The following is a 21,224-nucleotide window of genomic DNA, read 5'->3' on the forward strand; positions in this document are numbered from 1 at the left end:
TCAGCAGGCGATAAACGATGTCCGGCCGTCTGTGGTTCTTCCGACGCTGGCGGCCGCGCTCTCTGCAGGCGCGCCAGATGTTCGCCGCGTCCGTGGGTCTGGTCGCGTTCCTGGCGCTGGCCGGTTACGCGCTCGATGCCGCCTTCGCCGACACGGCGAAGGCGAACCTGCGTGAGCGCCTGAAGAACTACGCCACCTCCTACGCGGCCGGCATCGACTTCACCCGCGATCGCTCGCTGTACATCCGTGAGCAGCCGCCGGATCCGCGTTTCGACGTGCCCGGCAGCGGCCTGTACCTGCAGGTGGTGATGCCCGACGGCAAGGGCAATTCAATGTCCGCCGAAGGCCCGATGCTGCCCACCGTCGGTGGCGGCCTGCTGGCCCCGCGCCAGGAAGTGTTCGAAGGCCCGCTGCCGATGATCCAGATCGACGGCAGCCAGGGCTCGGTGTACCGCTATGGCCTGGGCCTGGTGTGGGATGCCGACGCCGACCCCGCTACCGAATTCCCGTACACCATCTACGTGATGGAAGACTCGCGCGCGCTGGGTGCACAGCTGCGCGTGTTCCGCAGCCGGGTCTGGTTCTACCTGGGCGGCATCGGCCTGATCCTGCTGCTGCTGCAGACGGTCATCCTGCAGTGGAGCCTGCGTCCGTTGCGGCGGGTGATCACCGAGCTGACCAAGGTCCAGCGCGGCGAGACCGAGCGCATGAGCGAGCGCCACCCGCGCGAGCTGGAGCCGTTGACCGACAGCATCAATGCCTTCATCGAGGGCGAGCGTGAGAACCTCGAGCGGCAGCGCAATACCCTGGCCGACCTGGCGCACAGCCTGAAGACGCCGATCGCGGTGCTGCGCACGCAGATGGACAGCGGTGCCGGTGATGGCGCGCTGCGCGAAGAGCTGGACGTGCAGCTGCAGCGCATGAACAACCTGGTGTCCTACCAGCTGGCACGTGCGGCCTCGTCGGGCCACAAGCTGTTCTCGGCACCGTTGCCGATCGAATCCAACGCCGAGGAAATCGTTCGCGGCCTGGAGAAGGTCTATGCGTCGAAGGGCGTGCTGTGCGAATTCGACATCGACCCGGCCGCACGCTTCCACGGCGAACCGGGTGACCTGCAGGAACTGCTGGGCAACCTGCTGGAGAACGCGTTCAAGTGGGCCAAGCGCCGCGTGCTGCTGACCGCGCAGCCGCTGCCGGCGCCGAACGCGCGTCGCGCCGGTCTGCTGCTGGCGGTGGATGACGATGGCCCGGGCATCGCCCCGGAAGACATCGGCAAGGTGCTGCAGCGTGGCGTGCGCGGCGACGAGCGCGTGCAGGGCCACGGCATCGGTCTGTCGATCGTGCAGGACCTGATCAAGGATTACCGCGGCGAGCTGCAGGTGTCCCGTTCCAGTGAACTGGGTGGCGCCCGTTTCGAAGTGCAGCTGCCGCCGGGGCCGTAAGCCTCCGCAATCGGTACTGCCCGCCACTGGCCGACGCCTTCAAACGGTAGTGCCGGCCGCTGGCCGGCAACCTCATGATCTTCGGTGGCATCGCCAGGTTGCCGGCCAGCGGCCGGCACTACCGTATTTCGATCACCGGCGGCTCGCCGTAGAACCGCTTGAGATGCGCAGCCACTTCCGGCAACGCTTCCGCCAGCAGATCCGGCGCAGAGAAGTGGTACTCGCTGGCCACCGCAAAAAACTCTTCCGGTGCTTCCGCCGCGTAGGGATCGATCAGCGTTTCCACGCCTGCATCCACCTGCGCACAGAACGCGTCGTACGATTTCTGGAAGTCCGCAGCCCACTCGCGTTGCCATGCACGCGGCAACGGCGGCGTGCCGTCCATCGCACCGTCCAGCCCATCCAGCTTGTGCACCATCTCATGTACGGCCACGCAGTAGCCCTCATGCGGTGCCGCCAGGTCGGCCTGCACATCGGCCCACGACAGAATCAACGGGCCGCTGTCCCACGACTCGCCGATCAGCTCGTCATCCCACTCGTGCAGTACCCCGGCGGCATCCATGTGGCTGCGATGCACGCGGAACGCATCGGGGTAGACGATCAGCTGCGACCAACCCTCCAGCCCCACTTCGCCGAACTCCAGCAGCGGCAGGCAGCACAGTGCGGCCAGCAACACGCCATCGGCCGGCTGCAGTTGCAGGTCGCCGATCGGTGAGATGGTCTTCTCATGCAGGAAGCGCGTGGTCAACGCGCGCAGGCGTGTACGCCGTTCGTTGTCCAGGCCGCGTAACCATGCTGCGCGGTGGCAGGCATCGTTCCAGTGTGCGTCTTCAATCGGCCGCGGCGTGGGCCGCAGCCACTGCAGCAACGACTTGATCAGCGGAACATACCCGGCAGGTAGCTGTGCCACTTCGGTGCGCGGATGCGCTGCAGTACATCGTCGTCACCACCGCCACCGCTGCTGGTGGTAGCAGCCGGGCGCACCGGTGCCGGCTTGGCGGCGGCTGCGGCCGGCGCGCTGGTCGGTGTGCGCTGCGAAGCCGCATCGCTTGCCGAATAGACGCAGGCGCCACGGCTGTCATCAAGCGCTGCTGTGGCAGACGCCGCGAAGGGCATCGTCAGCAGGATCAGGCAATGGGCATAACGGCGCATTGACGACATCCACGTTAAGGGAGGGTGAGCTCTCGATTCTAGCCCGAACCCGGCGCCAGATTGGAAGCCCGCCGGAACCGGGCCTGGCGGGCGTCGCTGGCGGCTTTCCCGCATAATTCCGTTCTGACCTTGTGGAAGCTGCCGTGGACGATCGCCAACTGCTGGCCAAACTCGCTGCCGGTCGCCTGTCCGGCGACGCCCTGGCCCGTGAGCTGGGCCAGACCCGGGCCGCCATTTGGAAGCGTATTCAAGGGCTTAGGGCCGCCGGTGTCGAGGTGGAAGGGCGCGCAGGCGAGGGCTACGGGCTGACCCGGCCGGTCGATCTGCTGGAGGCCAAGACCATCCGCGCCGGCCTGCCCAAGGACGCCGCCGCGCTGCTGCACGACCTGCAGGTGGCCTGGACGGTGGACTCCACCAACGCCGAATTGCTGCGGTGCAGCGCGCCCCAGCGCGGTGTCAGCGTCCTGCTGGCCGAGCGCCAGACCGGTGGCCGTGGCCGTCGTGGCCGCACCTGGGCCTCGCCATTGGCGGCGCATGTGTATCTGTCGGTGCTGCGTCTGTTCGAGGGTGGCCTGGGCCGGCTGGCGGGCCTGAGCCTGGTCGCTGGCGTCGCCGTGGCCGAAGCGCTGCATGACCTGGGCTACGCGCAGGCGCAGCTGAAATGGCCGAACGATGTGCTGGTGGATGGCCGCAAGCTGGTCGGCCTGCTGGCCGAGGGCGGTGGCGAGTACGCCGGCCCGGCGCGCGCCGTGATCGGTATCGGCATCAACGTACACATGCCGCCGGCCTTCGCCGAACAGATCACCCAGCCCTGGGTGGACCTGGACACGCTGGCCGGCGCATCGGTGGATCGCAACACGGTGGTGGCCGCGGTGCTGGCACGCCTGCTGCCGGCGCTGGAAGAATTCGATCGCGAAGGGCTGGCGCCGTTCCTGCCGCGCTATGCAGCGTTCGACATGCTGGCCGGTCGCGAAGTGCGCGTGCAGCTGGATGGACAGTGGCAGCACGGTACCGCGCTCGGTCTGGCCGACGATGGCGCGCTGCGCGTTGACATCGATGGCCGCGAGCGCCTGCTGCATGCCGGCGAAGTCAGTGTGAGAAAAGCATGAGCGACTGGTTGTTCGACCTGGGCAATTCGCGTTTCAAGTTTGCCCCCTTGCATGGCGACCGCGCCGGCGACGTCCAGGCCTGGGCGCACGGCGCCGAAGGCATGGCCGGGCAACCGCCGCACAGCCTGCCCAGTGGTGAAACCGCGTTTGTCGCCAGCGTCGCCGCGCCGTCGCTGACCAGCGCCATGCTGGATCAGCTGCAGCGCCGCTTCGAGCACGTGCATGTGGTGCGCACCAGCGCCCAGTGTGCAGGCGTACGCATTGCCTACGCAAAGCCGGAAAAATTCGGTGTCGACCGTTTCCTGGCCCTGCTTGCCGCCGCCAAGGCGCAACGGCCGGTGCTGGTGGTCGGTGTCGGCACTGCCCTGACCATCGACCTGCTTGATGCCGATGGACAACATCACGGCGGGCGCATTTCCGCCTCGCCGACCACCATGCGCGAGGCATTGCACGCGCGCGCGGTGCAGCTGCCGGCCAGCGGTGGTGACTACAGCGAATTCGCCAACGACACCGCTGATGCGTTGGCGTCCGGCTGCGATGGTGCTGCCGTTGCATTGGTCGAACGCAGTGCCCGCCAGGCGCAGGCGCTGCTGGGCGTGATGCCGTCGCTGCTGGTGCATGGCGGTGGCGCGCCCGCGCTGATGCCGCTGCTGGACGGCGCCGACTACCACCCGTCGCTGGTGCTGGATGGCCTCGCCCGCTGGGCGGTGCACCAGCCCGCAGGCTAGTATCGGCGCATGCTGACCCGTGCCCTGATCGTCGTGCTGGCGATCCTCAATCTTGGTGTCGCCACCTGGTGGCTGCTGCGCGATGAGCCCGCGCGCGCGCCGTTGCCGCCGCACCCGACCGGCGTGGCCGAACTGCGTTGGCTGCCCGGCGGGACCGATGCGGCCGTGGCCGCACAGGCCTCGGCAGCGGCACCCACAGAAGCATTGGTGGAGCGTGAGGCCGCGCCGGCTACCGCAGTGGCCGCTGCGCCTGCGCCGGCACCGGCGATACCCCCAGCATCCAGCAAGCCGGCCGAACCGGTCGCCGCCATCGCCAAGCCAGCGCTGGAACCGGTGGCCGAGAAGCCCGCAGCCCCGGCCGCAACGCCGCGCTGCCTGGCACTGGGCCCGTTCGCCGACCGTGCCGCCGCCACCGCCGCACAAGGCCGTGCCGGCACCCTGCTGAGCCAGGTGCGCCTGCGCGAGCAGCCCGCCGCCAGTGGCAGCGCCCGTTACCGCGTGCTGCTGCCCGCCGCCGCCAACCGTGATGACGCGCAGGCCACGGTCAAGCGCATCGTCGCCGCCGGGCTGAGCGACTACTACATCATCAGCCAGGGCGAAGAGACCAACGCCATTGCACTGGGCCAGTACCGCAACCGCGAGGGCGCCGAACGGCGCATGGCCGCGGTACAGGCCGCTGGCTTCCAGCCGCGGCTGGTCGCCAGTGGTGATGCCGGCCAATGGTGGCTGGAAGGGCAGCTGGCGGCTGCCGCCGAACCGGCCCAGGCGCAGCAGCGCAGCGGCGCCGCGCAGCAACGGTCGCTGGAATGCACGCGACTGCGCTAGAATTCCCAAACCACGGCACTGCCGTCGGCGTTTCACCCCGTGCCGCTTTAGCTCAGTTGGTAGAGCAACTGTCTTGTAAACAGTAGGTCATCCGTTCGATTCGGATAAGCGGCACCATCTCCCGGCTAACTCCAATTGCCCCTTTGTTGCCTGGGGCAGTCTCGTGCCTGTGTGCCTACGCCGCATGCAGCTGCAGCTCCACGTATTCCGCCAATCCCCGACACGCCAGCAGTAGCCCTTCGCGCGTTCCGTCGCCGATCTGCTGCTCGTCGCCTCCATCCACCCGCACACGTTCGGCGGCGTGGAATATTTCCAGCAAGGTGGTCAGCCCGGTAGCTGCACGGTCGGCGCGTGCCATGGCCATGCCCTGGCTGGGTGTCAGCGTTGGTCCGCGCCACGGCTGACCGTCGGCACCATCGCCGCTGCGGATGCGCTGCAGGCAGCCTTGCAACGTGATCGAGTCCGGGACATCGACGGCGGAGGCGAACGCGGCTTCCAGTGGCTGCGCGAGCTCGGGGGGTAGGCGTTCGGCGGCGTCGCCCAGCGTGGCGGTCAGGTAGGGATAGTCAGGAGCGGACATGTGGGCATCCTCGGGTGCAGCAGAGGCGCCACCGGCAGAGGGTGGCGGGCGATGCGTGGTTTCCAATCCGGCGCTTGATGAAACCGGCGGGCACAAGGCCCCCACGCACCGCCCGCCATAAGGCAGCAGACGGATTGCCAGCCGGCGCCGTTCAAGAAGCAGCGACGCCGGCTGGCAAGCGTAAATACATCAAGCACTCAGGGTTGGAAGCCCCGGCCATCCGTTGTCGATGGCAATTCATCATGCGCACGCAGAATCACGCGCTGCCAGTCGATTATTCCGATGGCATCGCGCTGTTTGAAAGGAAGAGTGAATTATCGCAATTGGCTTGTCGTGGCCAATCACAAGACATAAACGACATTCTGCGCGGCGTGCTATTGGAGCCTGAAACAGGCCGTGGCGCCGCTATCGTGCGGCGCAAAGTCAACTCGGCGTGTCAAGCCAACTTAACCACGTCCCCAAGCGATCGACTCAACCATCATACGCACCAGCTGGGCGATCAACGCTGCCCCGGATCACCCGGCACCAGGTGCCGCCACGGGAACACATCCTTGGCGAAATGGCTGACATAGCCCCCCGTCGCTGCCTGGATGACCATGAACGACAACCGTGGGCGCATGGCCTGCAGTGACTGCAGCTGTTCCAGCGTCAGCGCGCTGTTTCGCAGCCGAAAGGTGTGCACGGCGGCGAAGGCGTCGCTGGCGAACAAGCGCTCATAGGCCGCGAAAGGCGTGACCGCATCAATCTCGCGCGCGTCGGCCCAGACGAACTGCAGTTCCGTCGATTCACTGAAATCCAGCAGGCCCAACGTAGGCAGGTTGCGTGATGCGGCGAGGTTGTCGATGAAGCGCTGGGTGTCCGAGCCACCGCCGATATGCAGGCTGTGCAGGTGTGGCAGCGGCACCTCGAAGAACGCGGCGTCCGGTGCATTCGGCACCACCAGTTCGCTGAGGTGCGGCGCCCTGGAAACGAAGCGGGCGATCTCGCCGTCTTCTTCCATGATGGTGCCCGCGCGCTGCACCAGCGACATGTTGTGGTCGGCCGGTTCGGTCGGGGAGATCGACAACGAGCGCAGGCGCGGGAAACGCACGTCGCTGTCCAGCAGGGCAGTGAACTCCCACTCACGCGTGCCGTTGGCCCCTTCGTCCGGGCCGGTGAACGACAGCGACATGATCGCATCGGCCACGCGCTGATCGGACAGGCAGGCCAGCGTCCACGCGAATGGCTCCTCCCATGGGTTGCCGAAGAACTCCACGTGCAGGCCGCCGTAGAACGGCGCCACGGTCACCCGTTCCTGCAGCGCCGCCCACAGCGGGCCTGCCGGGTCCTGGATGTCCAGTTCATGCTCGGCCGCGCTGTCCAGATTGAACGCATGGATGCGTTGCTGCAGCGCCAGCAGCTGTTGCTGCGCGTGGTCGAAGGGCAGGGCGGTCATGTGTGTGTACCGGACGTCCGTGTGATGCCACCGATGATAGCGCTGGCCCGATTGCGGTGGTCTGCGACCGGTGATCGGTGGCTTGATGTTCCTCACGACAGAGCAACTCCGGCAGCCCCCATACTGGTGGCCACCGCACACCTCTTGCCAGGAAGTCGACCATGCGCCACCACCGCCTGTCGTTGACCATCGCGCTGCTCGCCAGCGCCTTCGCAGCTCCAGCAATGGCCGCTGTGCCGTTCTTCAACGCCAGCTGCCCGGGTGGCATCGACGTGCACGCCGACGATGGCGGGCCGGTCTACGTGCAGGGCCGCGAGACCACACTCAAGCGCTTCAACGATCGCTACTTCGAGGCGCGCGATGCCAACAGCGGCACCACGCTTTCGATCAGCACCGGCGACGACGGCACACCGCAGGTCAGCTACACCGGGCGCGGCGGCGCCAACGGTATCTGCCAGGTCAGCGGCGTCGGTTCCCCTGCGGCCGCAGAAGGGGGCAGGCAGCACCGGGATCAGGATCGCGATGACAATGCGGCGCTGCCACGGGAAGTGACCTGCGAATCCACCGATCAGCGCCAGGTGTCCTGCGACATGGACACGCGTGGCACTGTGGAGATCGTGCGCCAGCTCAGTCGTACCCGTTGCGAGCAGGGCAGCAGCTGGGGCCTGTCGCGGCATTCGGTGTGGGTCAACGGTGGTTGCCGTGCGACGTTCCGCAACATGTCCAAGGCCGCAGCCAACGCGCCAGCGGGCGATACCGCGCTCGGTGCGTGCAACGCGAGCAAAGGCGCACAGGGCACGCTGGTGACCCAGGTGCCGGTCGGAACCGATTACCAGGAACTGATCATCGATTATCCCGATGGACGTTTCCTGTGCATGATGCGCAACGACGGCCGGATGCAGAGCGTTACGCCGATCAAGCGGCGCTGAGTCTGTGTCCCATGATTTGCAGTCGGGTATGTGGCTGCTCGCGCGTGAATTGGCCTGCAGAAGCAGGCCAATGACGCTATCGCGTAGCTCCGTCAATCCTCGTGGGTGGGGCGGGACGGTTTGGCTGGGCCGACTGTGACTTTGCCGGACCCTCCGCCGCCGCCGCCATAGCTGCCGCCACTGATGGGCCCGGTGTAACCGCCGCCGCCGCCTCCGCCACCATTGCCATTCCCGCCGCCGCCGCGAGCGGGAGGGCTCGTCGTAATGGGTTCACGCGAAGTTCCATTCCAGTCCTGGCTATCGGTCATTTGGTAGGTCACGCAGTGGGACGCGTTGCAGATGATGACTTTGGATCCTGGTTGGATGTATTCCTGGTAGCTTCCAAAATTGTTCTTGTTCGTTACCTGCACGTATCTGGTCAAAAATGCTTTCGTCGCTGTATCCGGAAGTGGGATCTGTCCACGACACTGCGTGCAGGACGCTGGGCCGAATACGGATGAAGCGTTGCCGAAGGGCCAGGTTGCATGCGCGAATGGAAGTGCGACGACTGCTGCCAGGGCTGCGATTGCCGCAATAAGTATCTTTGTTTTCATATGATTAAGCCGTCTGTCTATTCTTGGTTCGTAGGATTATCAATCGAGAGTCATTCGCAGCATGATCGGTAGATTTCACTTGAGAGCTCTTGCGCGTTAATGATCTGCTCAGTCTGCATGCTGCTGGACAGGCGGCTTATCGATTCTGCGGAGTATTGGCTTGGATGCACGCGCTGCAGGGCCATCCAGTGGCCGAGACTCTTGGTGTAGGAGCGCTCGGCGACTATTCCTCTGTCATAGATGTTTGCGAGAGCTTCGATCGAATCCACGTTCCCTGAGGAAACAGATTCGCTTAGATATTCCACAGCGTTCCGGCGATAGTCGATCAGCCTGCTGGGATCTGACAAAACTTCAGTGAGATCGCCGATGGCAGTACGAGGGTTCTGGGCGTACATCAGTCTGGCTTCAATCGACCCTTGGGCGGCTGCCAGTGAAAGCCAGTTTTCTCCCGTGATGTCGGTCCGTTCGGCAATCGCCTTGCAGTTCTCGATTTCTTCTTCGATACGCCTCGAGAACTGCTCGGCAAGACCCATGGATGAGTACACCTTGTACTCACCGTCGTCGCCGGGATCGAGGGCGCGTTTGCAACTGGCAACCCTTGCGTGTATTTCGTAGCTTGCCTGGCTGTCGCCTGTTTTTGATCGCTGTACTCTCTCGTCGATGTAGCTTGTGGCATCTCCTTTGTACTCGGGGCTCTTGATGTCGATCAGGAACGCCTTGGGTCCCAATGCGATGTGCGTATTGACCGGCGCGGTGGATCGCTGTGCATCGGTCCTTGCAGTACGCGGATCGGCCATTTCATGGGTAGATGCCGCACCCTCCAACTCCAGAAGTGACGCGTGCCCTGCCGAGGAGGTGTCGGCGCCGGATACCGAGCAGGACGCCGTCAACACCGTGAGCGTGCCGATACACAAGCGCTTGCTGAGTGGCCTCGGGAAGCTGGGTGAGATTTTTCTTCGATTCAACGCAGGAACATCCTTGCCTCCAATTTGGGGCGAGCACCTTCGCTGCGCCGACGGGAAAGCGATAGAGCCGTATCCGTCAGTGTGGAGAACCCCATCACAGGCGGAAGAACTTCTGATCCACAAGGCCGGGGAAGCCCTACGCGCGGTTGCCCGTCGTCCCTTTGCGGCATGGCGGCGCCATCCCCTGCTGCACCGCCGCGAGTGGTGTCACATGCGTCTGGCTAGACTGTGCTTCTTTTTCGTTCGCAGGAGGCACCCATGGCCCATCATCCCGCCGTTACCCTGATCGGCGTCCCCACCGACATCGGGGCGGGCCATCGCGGCGCGCGGCTGGGGCCAGAAGCCCTGCGCGTGGCTGGCCTGCCTGAAGCACTGGAAGCGCGTGGCGTGGACGTGCGCGACCTCGGCAACCTGGACGGCCCGCGCAATCCGTGGACCGCGCCGGTGCAGGGCTACCGTCACCTGGACGAAGTGGTGGCGTGGAACCACGCGCTGATGGAAGCCAGCTACGCCGAGCTGCAGGCCGGGCGCATGCCGATCATGCTCGGCGGTGACCACTGCCTGGGCATTGGTTCGATCACTGCAGTCGCGCGCTGGTGCCGCGAGCAGGGCAAGGACCTGCGCGTGCTGTGGCTGGATGCGCATTCGGATTTCAACACCAGCGATGTGACCCCGTCGGGCAACATCCACGGCATGCCGGTGGCCTGCCTGTGCGGCCTCGGTCCGGATGCACTGACCAAGCTGGGCGGCACCTCGCCGGCCATCAAGCCTTCGCAGATGCACCAGATCGGCATCCGTTCGGTGGACCCGGAAGAGAAGCGCCTGATCAAGACCCACAAGGTCGATGTCTACGACATGCGCTACATCGACGAGAACGGCATGAAGCGCACCGTGGAAGCGGCGCTGGCCGGCATCGATGAGAACACCCACCTGCACGTCAGCTTCGATGTCGATTTCCTTGACCCGAGCATCGCCCCGGGCGTGGGCACCACCGTGCCGGGCGGGGTGAACTACCGCGAAGCGCAGCTGGTGATGGAGATGATCGCCGACAGCGGCCGCATGGGCTCGCTGGATATCGTCGAACTCAATCCGTTGCTGGACAACCACAACAGCACTGCCGAACTGGCCGTGGATCTGGTGGAAAGCCTGTTCGGAAAGTCGACCCTGATGCGCGACTGAGAGGGTCTTGCCTGAACGGTTGGACGAACCGTTCACACGCGCTCCACGCCCCTGCCGCCAGATTGCACCTCACGCGGCAGTGTTGGCTTCAACCAGCCTGCCGCCCCGATCAATACAACCGAACCCCGTGATTGAGCGGTGTAGCGGCAAACCCAAGGAGAAGCCCATGAAGCGCGTAGTTGCCCTGATGCTGTTGTCGATGTTCTCGGTGGCCCTGCTGGCCGGTTGCAACACCGTTGCCGGTGCCGGCAAGGACGTGCAGAAGGCTGGTGAGAAGGTTGAGGATGCTGCCAAGGGCAACTGAGCCTGAGGTGGTGCGCAGTACGGAAAAGGCCGGGATCTTCCCGGCCTTTTTTCATGCACGATTGCGGGGCGTGGATGCCGCGTGTGGATGCGTAGTGAACCATTCAAGCAGGTGAGCAGCGTTTTCATGGCTGGTTGACCGTGCTTCAACGTGCACTGCGCGATGCTGCAGCCACGGTAACAACGCCGTTGCATTCCAAGGAAGCCTCAGCAATGAACAAAGACATCATTTCCGGCAAGTGGTCCCAGCTCAAGGGCAAGGCCCAGGCGAAGTGGGGCGATCTGACCAATGACGATTTCGATGTGGCCGAGGGCAATGCCGAGTATCTCGCCGGCCGCCTGCAGGAGCGCTATGGCTGGGCCAAGGACCGCGCTGAGAAAGAGGTCCGCGATTTCCAGGACAGCGTGAGCAAGGACTATCCGGACTACAAGTAACCGGGCCACGCTCGCCCACCTTCTGCCCCCCACAGACAACGCCCGCGCCGGAAGGTGCGGGCGTTGCGCTGTGTGGCGATCAGCGCGCCGGCGGGTCGGGCACGTAGCGGTTGGGGAACGCCTGCGGCTGGCGGTCCAGGCGCGACGGCGAATCGAGCAGGATGCCGCGCGCGCGCAGGTTGCGGGCGCTGTCGTAGCGCAGCTGCAGTACCTGTGCCGGGCTGCGGGTGGCGCGTTCGAAATCGGTATCGCGCACCGAGGAACTCTCACGTGCACCATGGCCGGTGCCCAGCGCAGGTGCCTGCGACTTGGCCGAGTAACCTTCGATGCGGCTGGCACTGGCATCGGCGGCCGCCGAGGCTTCGGCGGCCTCTGGTGCCGGCCCGGCGCGATCACGCAGGATCGGCTGCGGACGCGGGTACCAGCGGCGCGCCTCTTCGAACACCGCTACGCCGACCACGCCGACGTTGTCGGGGCGGCCGGTGCGGCTGGCGTAGCTGCCGCTGGGGCTGCTGAAGACGAACTGGGCCACTTCATCCTGGGTCTTGCGCCAGCCGGTGATGTCGGCGCGCTGGCCGGGATTGAGCACGTAACCGGTCTGCGAGGGATCGGCATCTTCGCCGGAGATGGCGTTGACCCCGTCCACCGACAGCACCACCAGCACCCGGCGCGGGCTGTCGTTGTACAGGCGCACCGCATAGCGGTGGCCGCGCTCACCGGCCACCCAGCGCTGGCCGTCGGCCGGGTAGCTGCGCAGCTCGGTGCCGCGGTCGCGGTCGACCAGGGCCACGCGCACCGGGCCGTCCTGCGGCATCGGCGGGGGCAGCGGGGCCGGGCGGAAGCCGGCCAGGGGCAGGATCAGCAGCAGGGGCAGCAGGCGTTTCATCGGGCGTCTCCAGCGGGGTTGGGTGAATGAACGTGCCGGGGGCCCTGACGGGGTTGACCGTGCGCACGGTAAACTGGCTCCGTTCATAGAAGGTTTCCGTACGCAGTCATGACGACCCGAGTCCTTACCGGCATCACCCCCTCCGGCACGCCCCACCTGGGCAACTACGTTGGCGCCATCCGCCCGGCCATCGCGGCCAGCCGCGCGCCGGACATCGAGAGCTTCTTCTTCCTGGCCGATCTGCACAGCCTGATCAAGTCACAGGACCCGCAGCGCACCCAGCGCGCGACCCTGGAGATCGCTGCCAGCTGGCTGGCCTGCGGCCTGGACCCGGAGCACGTGTGGTTCTACCGCCAGAGCGACATCCGCGAGACCACCGAGCTGATGTGGTTCCTGACCGCCATCGCCAGCAAGGGCATCCTCAACCGCGCCCATGCCTACAAGGCGGCGGTGGACAAGAACCGTGAGGAAGGCCAGGACGAGGACGCAGGTGTCAGCGCCGGCCTGTTCATGTACCCGGTGCTGATGGCGGCCGACATCCTGATCTTCAAGGCCAACCAGGTGCCGGTGGGCCGTGACCAGATCCAGCACATCGAGATGGCGCGCGACTTCGCCCAGCGCTTCAACCATGTGTACGGCAAGGAGTATTTCCCGCTGCCGGACGTGGTGATCGACGAGCAGGTGGCAACGCTGGCGGGCCTGGATGGCCGCAAGATGAGCAAGAGTTACCACAACACCATTCCGCTGTTCGTGCCGCGCGAAGAGCTGAAGAAGCTGGTGTTCTCGATCCTGACCGACTCGCGTGCACCGGGCGAGCCGAAGGACACCGAAGGTTCGGCGCTGTTCCAGATGTACCAGGCATTCGCCACCCCGGAACAGACCGCCGCATTCGCCAAGGCCTTCGCCGACGGCATCAGCTGGGGCGATGCCAAGCAGCAGCTGTTCGAGCGCATCGACAGCGAGTTGTCGCCGCTGCGCGAGCGCTACAACGCGCTGATGGCCGAGCCGGAAAAGATCGAAGCGCTGCTCAAGCGCCGTGGCCAGCAGCTGCGTGAGCAGCTGGCGGCACCGCTGCTGGAAGAGCTGCGCCATGCGGTGGGCCTGCGTGATCTGTCCGATGCCGGCGACATCGCCAGCGAAGATGCCGGTGAAGCCCGCGCCGCACCGCCGCTGTTCAAGCAGTACCGCGAGAAGGATGGCCGTTTCTACTTCAAGCTGACCGCAGGTGACGGCACGCTGCTGATCCAGAGCGAAGGCTTCGACTCGCCGCGCGATGCCGGCCAGCTGATCGCCGTGCTGAAGCAGGCCGAGCAGGGCGACCAGCTGCAGAGCGATCTGTTCAAGCTGGAAGCCGAGGTCGATGCGGTGCTGGCGGCGTTGGCCGTGCTGCGCGAAGCGGCCTGACCTGCACCACCTTTGTAGAGCCGAGCCCACGCTCGGCTTGGCGGAAAAGCAGCCGAGCATCGGCTCGGCTCTACAGTGCATTGCAGCCATGGCATGATGTCCGCGCGCCTCCGGCGCGATGACATGGAGTCTGCGATGGCCTGGTTGTCGCTGCTGCTGTTCCTGCCCTGGTTCATTCTGCTGGGCAGCCTGTACTGGCTGTTCCCGCGACAGCCGCGTACCGCGCGGCGGCGCCTGTTCGATGGCGCCACCCTGGCGCTTGCGCTCGCCCTGAGCATCGTGGCGATGCTGTGGGGCCACCACATCGGTCTGGTTCAGCCGGGCGCCGGACCGATCTGGCCACAGGTGCTGGCGGTGCTGTATGCCTATGGCGCGTTCCTGGCGGTGCTGGTGATGGCCCTGTTGCTGCGCCCGCGGTTCGCATTGCGCTGAGGCTGATTGGTAGTGCCGGCCGCTGGCCGGCAATTGCATTCACCATAGCCCCCACGGGGTTACCGGCCAGCGGCCGGCACCATCCGACCAAAGCCGCATCGATCACGCCATGCCGGCGCGCCTACCATGGGCCTCTGTTCCCGATCCTGCCAGGTGCGCGTCGATGACCGCCGATCCCAGCATCCACACCATCGATACCGGTTTCCAACGGCCTGATTTCGATGCCGCCTACCTGATCATCGAAAACGGCCGTGCCGCGTTCGTCGACTGTGGTACCGGCCTGTCGGTGCCGGCGATGCTGCAGGCCTTGACCGACAACGGGCTGGGCGTGGAGGCGGTGGACTGGCTGCTGCTGACCCACGTGCATCTGGATCATGCCGGCGGCGCTGGCCTGCTGATGCGGCAGCTGCCGAATGCGCGTGCGGTGCTGCATCCGCGCGGCGCGCCGCACATGATCGATCCGACCCGGCTGATCGCCGGTGCCACCGCCGTCTATGGTGCCGAGGAAATCGCGCGCAGCTATGGCCGCATCGAAGCGATTCCCGAGCATCGCGTGGTGGTGGCTGACGACGGCCAGCGCATCGACCTGGCAGGCCGCGAGCTGGTGCTGTTGCATACCCCGGGCCACGCGCTGCACCACTACTGCGTGTGGGATGCGCGCAGCCGCAGCTGGTTCACCGGCGATACCTTCGGTATCTCCTACCGCGAACTGGACAGTGCGCAGGGCGCTTTCATCTTCCCCACCTCATCGCCGGTGCAGTTCGATCCGGAAGCGATGAAGGCGTCGATCCAGCGCATGCTCGGCTACGCACCGCAGGCGATGTACCTGACCCACTACGGTCGTGTTGAACAGGTCGAAAAGCTGGCTGAGGATCTGTTCGAACAGATCGATGCGATGGCGGCAATCGGCCGCCAGTGCGACGGCCGTCCCGACCGTCATCGCTGCCTGCTGGCCGCGCTGCAGGCGCTGTACCTGGAGCGTGCACAGCAGCATGGCTGCGCACTGGACCTGGCTGCGGTAACCGAGGTGCTGGCGATGGATATCGAACTCAACGCACAGGGCCTGGCCTGCTGGCTGGACCGCGCGTCGCGGTAGATCCACGCCACGCGTGAATGACGCGCGCCCAGGCTGCGCCGCGATGTCACGACCACGTTACACTCTGGTGACTTCCAAGCTAGCCGTGGTACTGCCGTGAACCCGATGCGCGTGTTGCTGCTGTCGTCCTGCCTGTTCGTCGGTGGCCTGGCCCATGCGGCCAATGACCTGCCCGGCGGCGGCATCGATCCGCAGGCGCTGTCGCGTCATGTGCGCGTGCTGGCATCGGACGAATTCGAAGGCCGGGCACCGGCCACCGAAGGCGAAGAACGCACCGTGCAGTACCTGATCGAGCAGTTCCGCGGCTACGGGCTGCAGCCGGGTGGTGTGGATGGCAGCTGGGTGCAGCCGGTGCCGCTGGTGCGCGCGCAGCTGGATGGCCCGGCCAAGGCCAGTCTCGCCCTGAAGGGCGGCAAGCGTGCGCTGGCCAATGGCGTGGACGTGACCCTGCAGAGCCTGCAGCCGCGCAAGCGCGTGCAGATCAAGGATGCGCCGTTGGTGTTCGTCGGCTACGGCATCGACGCGCCCGAGCGCCACTGGAACGACTACAAGGACGTGGACCTGCACGGCAAGATCGCCGTGATGCTGATCAACGACGCCGATTTCGAGGCCGATGCGCCGGGTGCGTTCGATGGCAAGGCGGTGACCTACTACGGCCGCTGGACCTACAAGTTCGAGGAAGCCGCACGCCGTGGTGCCGAAGGCGTGCTGATCGTGCACGAAACCGCACCGGCCGCCTACGGCTGGGCCACGGTGAAGAGTTCGGGCACCTCGCCGCTGTTCGATATCGAGCGCGGCCAGGCCGAAGCGATGGCCCAGCACACGCCGCTGCGTGGCTGGATGCAGCGTGAGCTGGCCGAACAGATCTTCGCCGACGCCGGCCTGGATTTCGATGCCGAGAAGCGCAAGGCGATGAGCGCGGACTTCCGTCCGGTCGCGCTGGACAACGCCAAGCTGAGCGTCGATTTCGCGCTCAAGCGCGAGCAGGTGGTTACCCGCAACGTGGTGGCCAAGCTGCCCGGCGGCGAGCACGCCGATGAGGCGGTGATCTTCTCCGCACATTGGGATGCCTTCGGTATCGGCCAGGCCGATGCCAAGGGCGACCGCATCCGCCGCGGTGCGATCGACAACGCCACCGGTGTGGCCACCGTGCTGGAACTGGGCCGTGTGTTCGCCGCTGGCCCGCAGCCGCAGCGCACCCTGTACTTCGTCGCCCTGACGGCCGAAGAGAAGGGCCTGCTGGGCGCCAGCTACTACGCCGCGCACCCGCTGGCGCCGCTGGACAAGACCGCTGCGGTACTGAACATCGAGATGTTCAGCCCGGATGGTGCCACCCGTGACATCGCGTCGTGGGGCAAGGGCCGGGTGTCGCTGGAAGGCGACCTGGAACGCGTGGCCAAGGCCCGTGGCCGCAGCTACAGCCCGGATCCGAACCTGGAAGCCGGCTTCTTCTACCGTGCCGACCACTTCGCCTTCGCCCGCCTGGGCGTGCCGGCGATCACCATCGGCCCGGGCCTGGACAAGCTGGACGGCGGTGTCGACGCTGGCCGCGCGCTGCGCGAAAAGTACTTCGCCGACTGCTACCACCAGGCCTGCGATGCGTGGACGCCGAGCTGGGATCCGGCGGGTCACGCAGCCGATACCCTGCTGGTCTACGATCTGGGCGTCGAGCTCGCCAACAGCCGTCGCTGGCCGCAGTGGGAAAAGGAATCGGAATTCCACGGTGCCCGCGAGAAGAGCGAAGCCGCCCGCCGGTAAGCGCACGGCAATGCCGGCCTCTGCTGGCCGGCAACCTCTGAACGCAAGGCAATGCAGGCCGCTGGCCGACAACCTCTGAACGCACGGGTAGTGCCGGCCGCTGGCCGGCAAGCTCATGAACCTTCCGAAGGGATGCGCAGGTGCCGGCCAGCGGCCGGCATTACCACGTCTTCCGCAGCAGCTTCCAGGCGCCCCAGCCGGCGGCCACAAGCGCGGCCAGATAGCAGGCCACCATCATGCGCAGGCCGGCCACCGGTGCAGGATTGCTACCCCGGCTCAGACGCAGATGCAGGGAGCTGGCACCGCTGCCCAGATCCGCTGCCAGCTGCAGCACCAGCGCAGCGCAGAACGCCAGCAGGGCAATGCCGAAGCCGATACGTGGCCAACTCGCCTGGGCGCCGGGCCGGCGGATCAGCCATGCCAGCAGGGTTGCTGCGCCCAGACCCAGTGCAAGCCACACCAGCGGCGTGGCAGGAGAAGCGGCGGCCACCGGCATTGCACCGGTGGCCGCGATCACTACGGCGCGCTTACTTGCGGGTGCCGTCGAGCCAGTTGGGGCCCTTGTTGGTGAGGAAGAATACATAGACCACCAACGATACCGCGATCGTCGCGGTGACGTAGATGGCGAACCAGTCCACGTGGCCGGTCTTCAACGCGCCCTGGTACAGCAGCGGCGCGGTGCCGCCGAACAGCGAGTTGGCCAATGCATAGCCGAAGCCCACGCCCAGCGCACGGATGTGGGTGGGGAACAGCTCTGCCTTCACCACGGCATTGATGGAGGTGTAGCCGGTGAGGATGACAAAGCCCAGTGCCAGGGTGAGGAAGGCGAGGGTGGCATCGTGCTGGTGCGGCAGCTGGGTGATCAGGTACCAGCTGTACAGCACGCCGCCCACGCCGAAGAACACCAGCAGGCTCTTGCGGCCGATGATGTCAGACAGCCAGCCGCCCACCGGCTGCAACACCATCAGGAAGGCCAGCACACCCAGGTTGATCAGCGTGCCGGTCATCGGATCGTTGCCGGCGAACGCACTCTGGATCATCTTCGGGCCGTTCACCGAGTAGGTGTAGAAGGCGATGGTGCCACCGGCGGTGATCAGGAAGCACAGCAGCAGCGGACGCCACTGGTGCACGAACAGTTCGTACATCGAGCCGGACTTCTTGTCCTTGCCCTCGCGCGCGGCTTCGATGGAGGATTCCGACAGCGATTCGTCCATGCCACGGCGCAGCCAGAACACCACCACGGCGGCGATGCCACCGATGCCGAAGGCGATGCGCCAGCCCCACTCTGAGATTTCCGGCTTGGCCCAGAACGTCAGCATCACGAACAGGGTCAGCTGGGCCAGCACATGGCCGCCCACCAGGGTGACGTAGTGGAACGAGGACAGGAAGCCGCGGCGGCCGGGAATGGCGGCCTCGGACATGTACGTGGCGCTGGCACCGTACTCGCCACCGGTGGCGAAGCCCTGCAGCAGACGCGCGAACAGCAGGATGATCGCCGCCCAGATGCCGATGCTGGCAGCGGTGGGGGTGATGGCGATGATGAACGAGCAGAAGGCCATCAGCGTGACCGACACGGTCAACGCCAGGCGACGGCCATGACGGTCGGCGAAGCGGCCGAAGAACCACGCGCCGATCGGGCGCATCAGGAACGTCGCGGCGAAGATCGCCCACACGTACATGGTGGAGTTCTTGTCTTCAGGCGAGAAGAACTGCGATTCGAAGTACACGGCGAACACCGAGTACACGTAGACGTCGTACCACTCCACCAGGTTGCCGGCGGAGCCTTTGAGGGTGTTGGAGATGGAACGCCGCAGGGCGGCGCCATCGCTGGCGGGTACGGCGGGTTGGGACGTGGTGCTCATCTGGGTGGGAATCCTCGATGCGGTGCGTCCATGCGGGAAAGATCGGTGCCAGGGGCGCGCAGTGCGCTGCCGGCCAGCCTCCTGGGTACTGCGTCCCACGTCAACGCCGGGTGCCGGAAGGGCGGGCGGGACATGGATGGATGACAGCGTGCCACCACATGGGCTGCCGGACCATAACCAAAACGTCCTAAAATCCGTTTTCCCCCGGCTCCCTGGTGTGTCATGTCGGCTCCCCCCGTTCCGTCTGCGGCTGCCCCCCGGGGTGGCCTTGTCGCGTTGGCGCTGCTGCTGGTCTACGTGGTCTGGGGCTCGACCTACCTGGGTATCGCCAAGGCCCTGCATGGCGGCGCGCTGCCGCTGACGATGGTCTCCGGCAGCCGGTTCATCATTGCCGGCGGCGTGATGTACCTGGCACTGCGCCTGTTCTGGAAGATGCCGCGGCCGAGCCTGCGGCAGTGGCGCAACCTGGCCATCATGGGCGTGACCATGCTGGTGCTGGGCAACGGCATGGTGGTGCTGGCCGAGCGCGAGGTGTCATCCGGCCTGGCCGCCACGGCGGTGGCCTCGGTGCCGCTGTGGATGGCGTTGTTCTCGGCCCTGCGTGGCCAGCACGCCAGCAAGGGTGAATGGCTGGGCATCGCCGTCGGCTTCGTCGGCGTGGTCTGGCTCAACGCGGGCAGCAGCCTGACTGCCTCGCCCACCGGGCTGGTGCTGCTGCTGATCGCACCGGTCGGGTGGGCGTTCGGCTCGGTGTGGGCACGCGGGCAGGACCTGCCGGGCCCGTTCATGACGGCCGCCGGGCAGATGATCTGCGGTGGTGTGCTGCTGGTGCTGATCGGCCTGGTCGTCGGCGAGCGCCCAACCACGCTGCCCGATACCGGTGGCCTGCTGGCGATGGCCTACCTGTGCGTGTTCGGTTCGATCGTGGCGTTCACCGCCTACGTCTGGCTGCTGCAGAACGTACGCCCGGCGCTGGCCGGCAGCTATGCCTACGTCAATCCGGTGATCGCGGTGCTGCTGGGTGCGGCGTTGAACGGCGAACGTTTCGGCTGGCGCGACTTCCTGGCCATGGCAGTGATACTTCTGGGTGTGGTGGTACTGACGATGGCAAGGACACGCAAGCGATGAGCATGGACGAGAAAGAACAACGCCGCGGCCTGCTGGTCACCGCGTCCACCTTCGTGCTGTGGGGGCTGGTGCCGGTCTACTGGCACCTGCTGAACGAGGTGCCGTCGTTCCAGATCATCGCCCACCGCATCATCTGGAGCACGGTGCTGGTGGTGGCCTGGCTGCTGATCGCCTCGCGGCTGGGCTGGTGGAAGAAGATCGCCGCGCAACCGCGCGCGCTGCCGATCCTGGCGGTATCGAGCCTGACCATCGCCTTCAACTGGGGCCTGTACATCTGGGCGGTCAACGCCGGTCACGTGATCGAGACCAGCCTGGGTTACTTCATCAACCCGCTGGTGAACGTGCTGCTGGGCGTGCTGGTGCTGAAAGAGCGCCTGCGCCGCGTGCAGTGGGTGGCGGTGGCCATCGCTGCGGTGGGCGTGGCCTGGTTGACCATCGATGCGGGTACGCCGCCGTGGATCGCGCTGGGCCTGGCCTGCTCGTTCGGCCTGTACGGCCTGCTGCGCAAGCTGGTGTCAGTCGATCCGGTGGCGGGGCTGGGGGTGGAAAGCCTGTATCTGTTCCTGCCGGCGCTGGGCTTTGCGCTGTGGGCCGAGAACGGCCATGGCGGCGGCTTCTTCGGTGGCTGGGGCTGGGGCAACGATCTGCTGTTGATCTTCGGTGGCGTGGTCACGGCGGTGCCGCTGATCGGTTTCGCCTACGGGGTGAAGCGGATTCCGCTGTCGCTGGTTGGCATCCTGCAGTACATCGCACCGAGCCTGCAGCTGCTGCTGGGCGTGTTCTTCTTCCACGAGGCCTTCGACACCGGCAAGGCGATTGGTTTTGCGGCGATCTGGGCCGGGTTGATCCTGTTCGTCGCAGACAACGTGCGTGCGATGCGCGCCGCCAAGCGGTAGCGGTAGCGCCGGGCCATGCCCGGCGAACCTATGGGTCAGAGCCCTTCGCGGAGCGAAGGGGTCCGACCCCGCAAAAAAAGAACGGCG

General features: G+C 66.1%; 22 protein-coding genes and 1 tRNA gene. 15 read left to right on the forward strand and 8 right to left on the reverse strand.

Going from position 1 to position 21,224, the window contains the following annotated elements; all coding sequences use genetic code 11:
• The first annotated feature begins 17 nt into the window (after positions 1-17).
• Entirely contained in the window at positions 18-1,442 is a 1,425-nt protein-coding gene (locus tag CR156_RS21160; RefSeq protein ID WP_089241450.1) for an ATP-binding protein, read from the forward strand.
• A gap of 118 nt (positions 1,443-1,560) precedes the next feature.
• On the opposite strand, the gene CR156_RS21170 is transcribed toward CR156_RS21160, so the two are convergent.
• Positions 1,561-2,352, reverse strand: a complete 792-nt coding sequence (locus tag CR156_RS21170; RefSeq protein ID WP_165781033.1) for a M90 family metallopeptidase — start codon at positions 2,350-2,352, stop codon at positions 1,561-1,563.
• Positions 2,319-2,594: a hypothetical protein gene (locus CR156_RS21175; RefSeq protein WP_100554462.1), complete on the reverse strand. Its 276-nt coding sequence runs from the start codon at positions 2,592-2,594 to the stop codon at positions 2,319-2,321. The genes CR156_RS21170 and CR156_RS21175 overlap by 34 nt, the downstream gene beginning before the upstream one ends.
• A gap of 143 nt (positions 2,595-2,737) precedes the next feature.
• Between CR156_RS21175 and birA the strand changes: the two genes are divergently transcribed.
• The 4 genes from birA to CR156_RS21195 all read left to right on the forward strand — a co-directional run bounded on the left by birA (position 2,738) and on the right by CR156_RS21195 (position 5,373).
• Positions 2,738-3,703, forward strand: coding sequence for a bifunctional biotin--[acetyl-CoA-carboxylase] ligase/biotin operon repressor BirA (gene birA / locus CR156_RS21180; protein WP_089242004.1), 966 nt, complete (start codon positions 2,738-2,740; stop codon positions 3,701-3,703).
• A complete protein-coding gene (locus CR156_RS21185; protein ID WP_089241444.1) occupies positions 3,700-4,431 on the forward strand; it encodes a type III pantothenate kinase in 732 nt (243 codons plus the stop codon). Before birA ends, CR156_RS21185 begins: the two co-directional genes overlap by 4 nt.
• 9 nt (positions 4,432-4,440) lie before the next feature.
• On the forward strand, positions 4,441-5,256 hold the full coding sequence (locus tag CR156_RS21190) for an SPOR domain-containing protein (protein WP_100554463.1): 816 nt from the start codon (positions 4,441-4,443) through the stop codon (positions 5,254-5,256).
• Positions 5,257-5,297: 41 nt separating this feature from the next.
• Positions 5,298-5,373 (forward strand) — tRNA-Thr (locus tag CR156_RS21195).
• A gap of 58 nt (positions 5,374-5,431) precedes the next feature.
• Here CR156_RS21195 and CR156_RS21200 read toward each other — a convergent pair.
• Positions 5,432-5,836 carry a hypothetical protein gene (locus tag CR156_RS21200; protein WP_100554464.1) on the reverse strand — a complete coding sequence of 135 codons (405 nt, stop codon included), beginning with the start codon at positions 5,834-5,836 and terminating at the stop codon, positions 5,432-5,434.
• 499 nt (positions 5,837-6,335) lie between these two features.
• Positions 6,336-7,271: a hypothetical protein gene (locus CR156_RS21205; RefSeq protein WP_100554465.1), complete on the reverse strand. Its 936-nt coding sequence runs from the start codon at positions 7,269-7,271 to the stop codon at positions 6,336-6,338.
• 161 nt (positions 7,272-7,432) lie between these two features.
• Here CR156_RS21205 and CR156_RS21210 point away from each other — a divergent pair, with 161 nt between their 5' ends.
• A complete protein-coding gene (locus tag CR156_RS21210; protein WP_100554466.1) occupies positions 7,433-8,200 on the forward strand; it encodes a DUF3011 domain-containing protein in 768 nt (255 codons plus the stop codon).
• 643 nt (positions 8,201-8,843) lie between these two features.
• On the opposite strand, the gene CR156_RS21220 is transcribed toward CR156_RS21210, so the two are convergent.
• A complete protein-coding gene (locus CR156_RS21220; protein WP_133120127.1) occupies positions 8,844-9,707 on the reverse strand; it encodes an SEL1-like repeat protein in 864 nt (287 codons plus the stop codon).
• Positions 9,708-10,016: 309 nt separating this feature from the next.
• On the opposite strand from CR156_RS21220, the gene rocF reads away from it, so the two are divergent.
• The 3 genes from rocF to CR156_RS21235 all read left to right on the forward strand — a co-directional run bounded on the left by rocF (position 10,017) and on the right by CR156_RS21235 (position 11,675).
• Entirely contained in the window at positions 10,017-10,937 is a 921-nt protein-coding gene (rocF, locus tag CR156_RS21225; RefSeq protein ID WP_089241432.1) for an arginase, read from the forward strand.
• 166 nt (positions 10,938-11,103) lie between these two features.
• Positions 11,104-11,241 (forward strand): entericidin A/B family lipoprotein, encoded by a 138-nt coding sequence (locus CR156_RS21230; RefSeq protein ID WP_019661832.1) that lies wholly within the window; start codon positions 11,104-11,106, stop codon positions 11,239-11,241.
• 212 nt (positions 11,242-11,453) lie between these two features.
• A complete protein-coding gene (locus CR156_RS21235) occupies positions 11,454-11,675 on the forward strand; it encodes a CsbD family protein (RefSeq protein WP_089241428.1) in 222 nt (73 codons plus the stop codon).
• Positions 11,676-11,754: 79 nt separating this feature from the next.
• On the opposite strand, the gene CR156_RS21240 is transcribed toward CR156_RS21235, so the two are convergent.
• Complete coding sequence (locus CR156_RS21240; protein ID WP_089241426.1) at positions 11,755-12,561, reverse strand: hypothetical protein; 807 nt, start codon at positions 12,559-12,561, stop codon at positions 11,755-11,757.
• Between the two features lie 108 nt (positions 12,562-12,669).
• On the opposite strand from CR156_RS21240, the gene CR156_RS21245 reads away from it, so the two are divergent.
• The 4 genes from CR156_RS21245 to CR156_RS21260 all read left to right on the forward strand — a co-directional run bounded on the left by CR156_RS21245 (position 12,670) and on the right by CR156_RS21260 (position 17,251).
• On the forward strand, positions 12,670-13,965 hold the full coding sequence (locus tag CR156_RS21245) for a tryptophan--tRNA ligase (protein ID WP_099819623.1): 1,296 nt from the start codon (positions 12,670-12,672) through the stop codon (positions 13,963-13,965).
• Positions 13,966-14,100: 135 nt separating this feature from the next.
• Positions 14,101-14,397: a hypothetical protein gene (locus CR156_RS21250; protein WP_100554469.1), complete on the forward strand. Its 297-nt coding sequence runs from the start codon at positions 14,101-14,103 to the stop codon at positions 14,395-14,397.
• Positions 14,398-14,560: 163 nt separating this feature from the next.
• Positions 14,561-15,493, forward strand: coding sequence for an MBL fold metallo-hydrolase (locus tag CR156_RS21255; RefSeq protein ID WP_100554470.1), 933 nt, complete (start codon positions 14,561-14,563; stop codon positions 15,491-15,493).
• Positions 15,494-15,598: 105 nt separating this feature from the next.
• Complete coding sequence (locus tag CR156_RS21260; RefSeq protein WP_100554471.1) at positions 15,599-17,251, forward strand: M28 family metallopeptidase; 1,653 nt, start codon at positions 15,599-15,601, stop codon at positions 17,249-17,251.
• A gap of 160 nt (positions 17,252-17,411) precedes the next feature.
• On the opposite strand, the gene CR156_RS21265 is transcribed toward CR156_RS21260, so the two are convergent.
• Both CR156_RS21265 and CR156_RS21270 read right to left on the reverse strand, forming a co-directional pair.
• Positions 17,412-17,747: a hypothetical protein gene (locus CR156_RS21265; protein WP_100554524.1), complete on the reverse strand. Its 336-nt coding sequence runs from the start codon at positions 17,745-17,747 to the stop codon at positions 17,412-17,414.
• Positions 17,748-17,778: 31 nt separating this feature from the next.
• Positions 17,779-19,113: an MFS transporter gene (locus CR156_RS21270; RefSeq protein ID WP_099819627.1), complete on the reverse strand. Its 1,335-nt coding sequence runs from the start codon at positions 19,111-19,113 to the stop codon at positions 17,779-17,781.
• Positions 19,114-19,335: 222 nt separating this feature from the next.
• Between CR156_RS21270 and yedA the strand changes: the two genes are divergently transcribed.
• The gene (yedA, locus tag CR156_RS21275) at positions 19,336-20,241 is read left to right on the forward strand and encodes a drug/metabolite exporter YedA (protein ID WP_100554472.1); all 906 of its coding nucleotides are present in this window, start codon (positions 19,336-19,338) and stop codon (positions 20,239-20,241) included.
• Positions 20,238-21,137: an EamA family transporter RarD gene (rarD, locus tag CR156_RS21280; RefSeq protein ID WP_100554473.1), complete on the forward strand. Its 900-nt coding sequence runs from the start codon at positions 20,238-20,240 to the stop codon at positions 21,135-21,137. Before yedA ends, rarD begins: the two co-directional genes overlap by 4 nt.
• Positions 21,138-21,224: the final 87 nt, after the last annotated feature.

The organism is Stenotrophomonas lactitubi, assembly GCF_002803515.1.
Taxonomy (GTDB): domain Bacteria; phylum Pseudomonadota; class Gammaproteobacteria; order Xanthomonadales; family Xanthomonadaceae; genus Stenotrophomonas; species Stenotrophomonas lactitubi.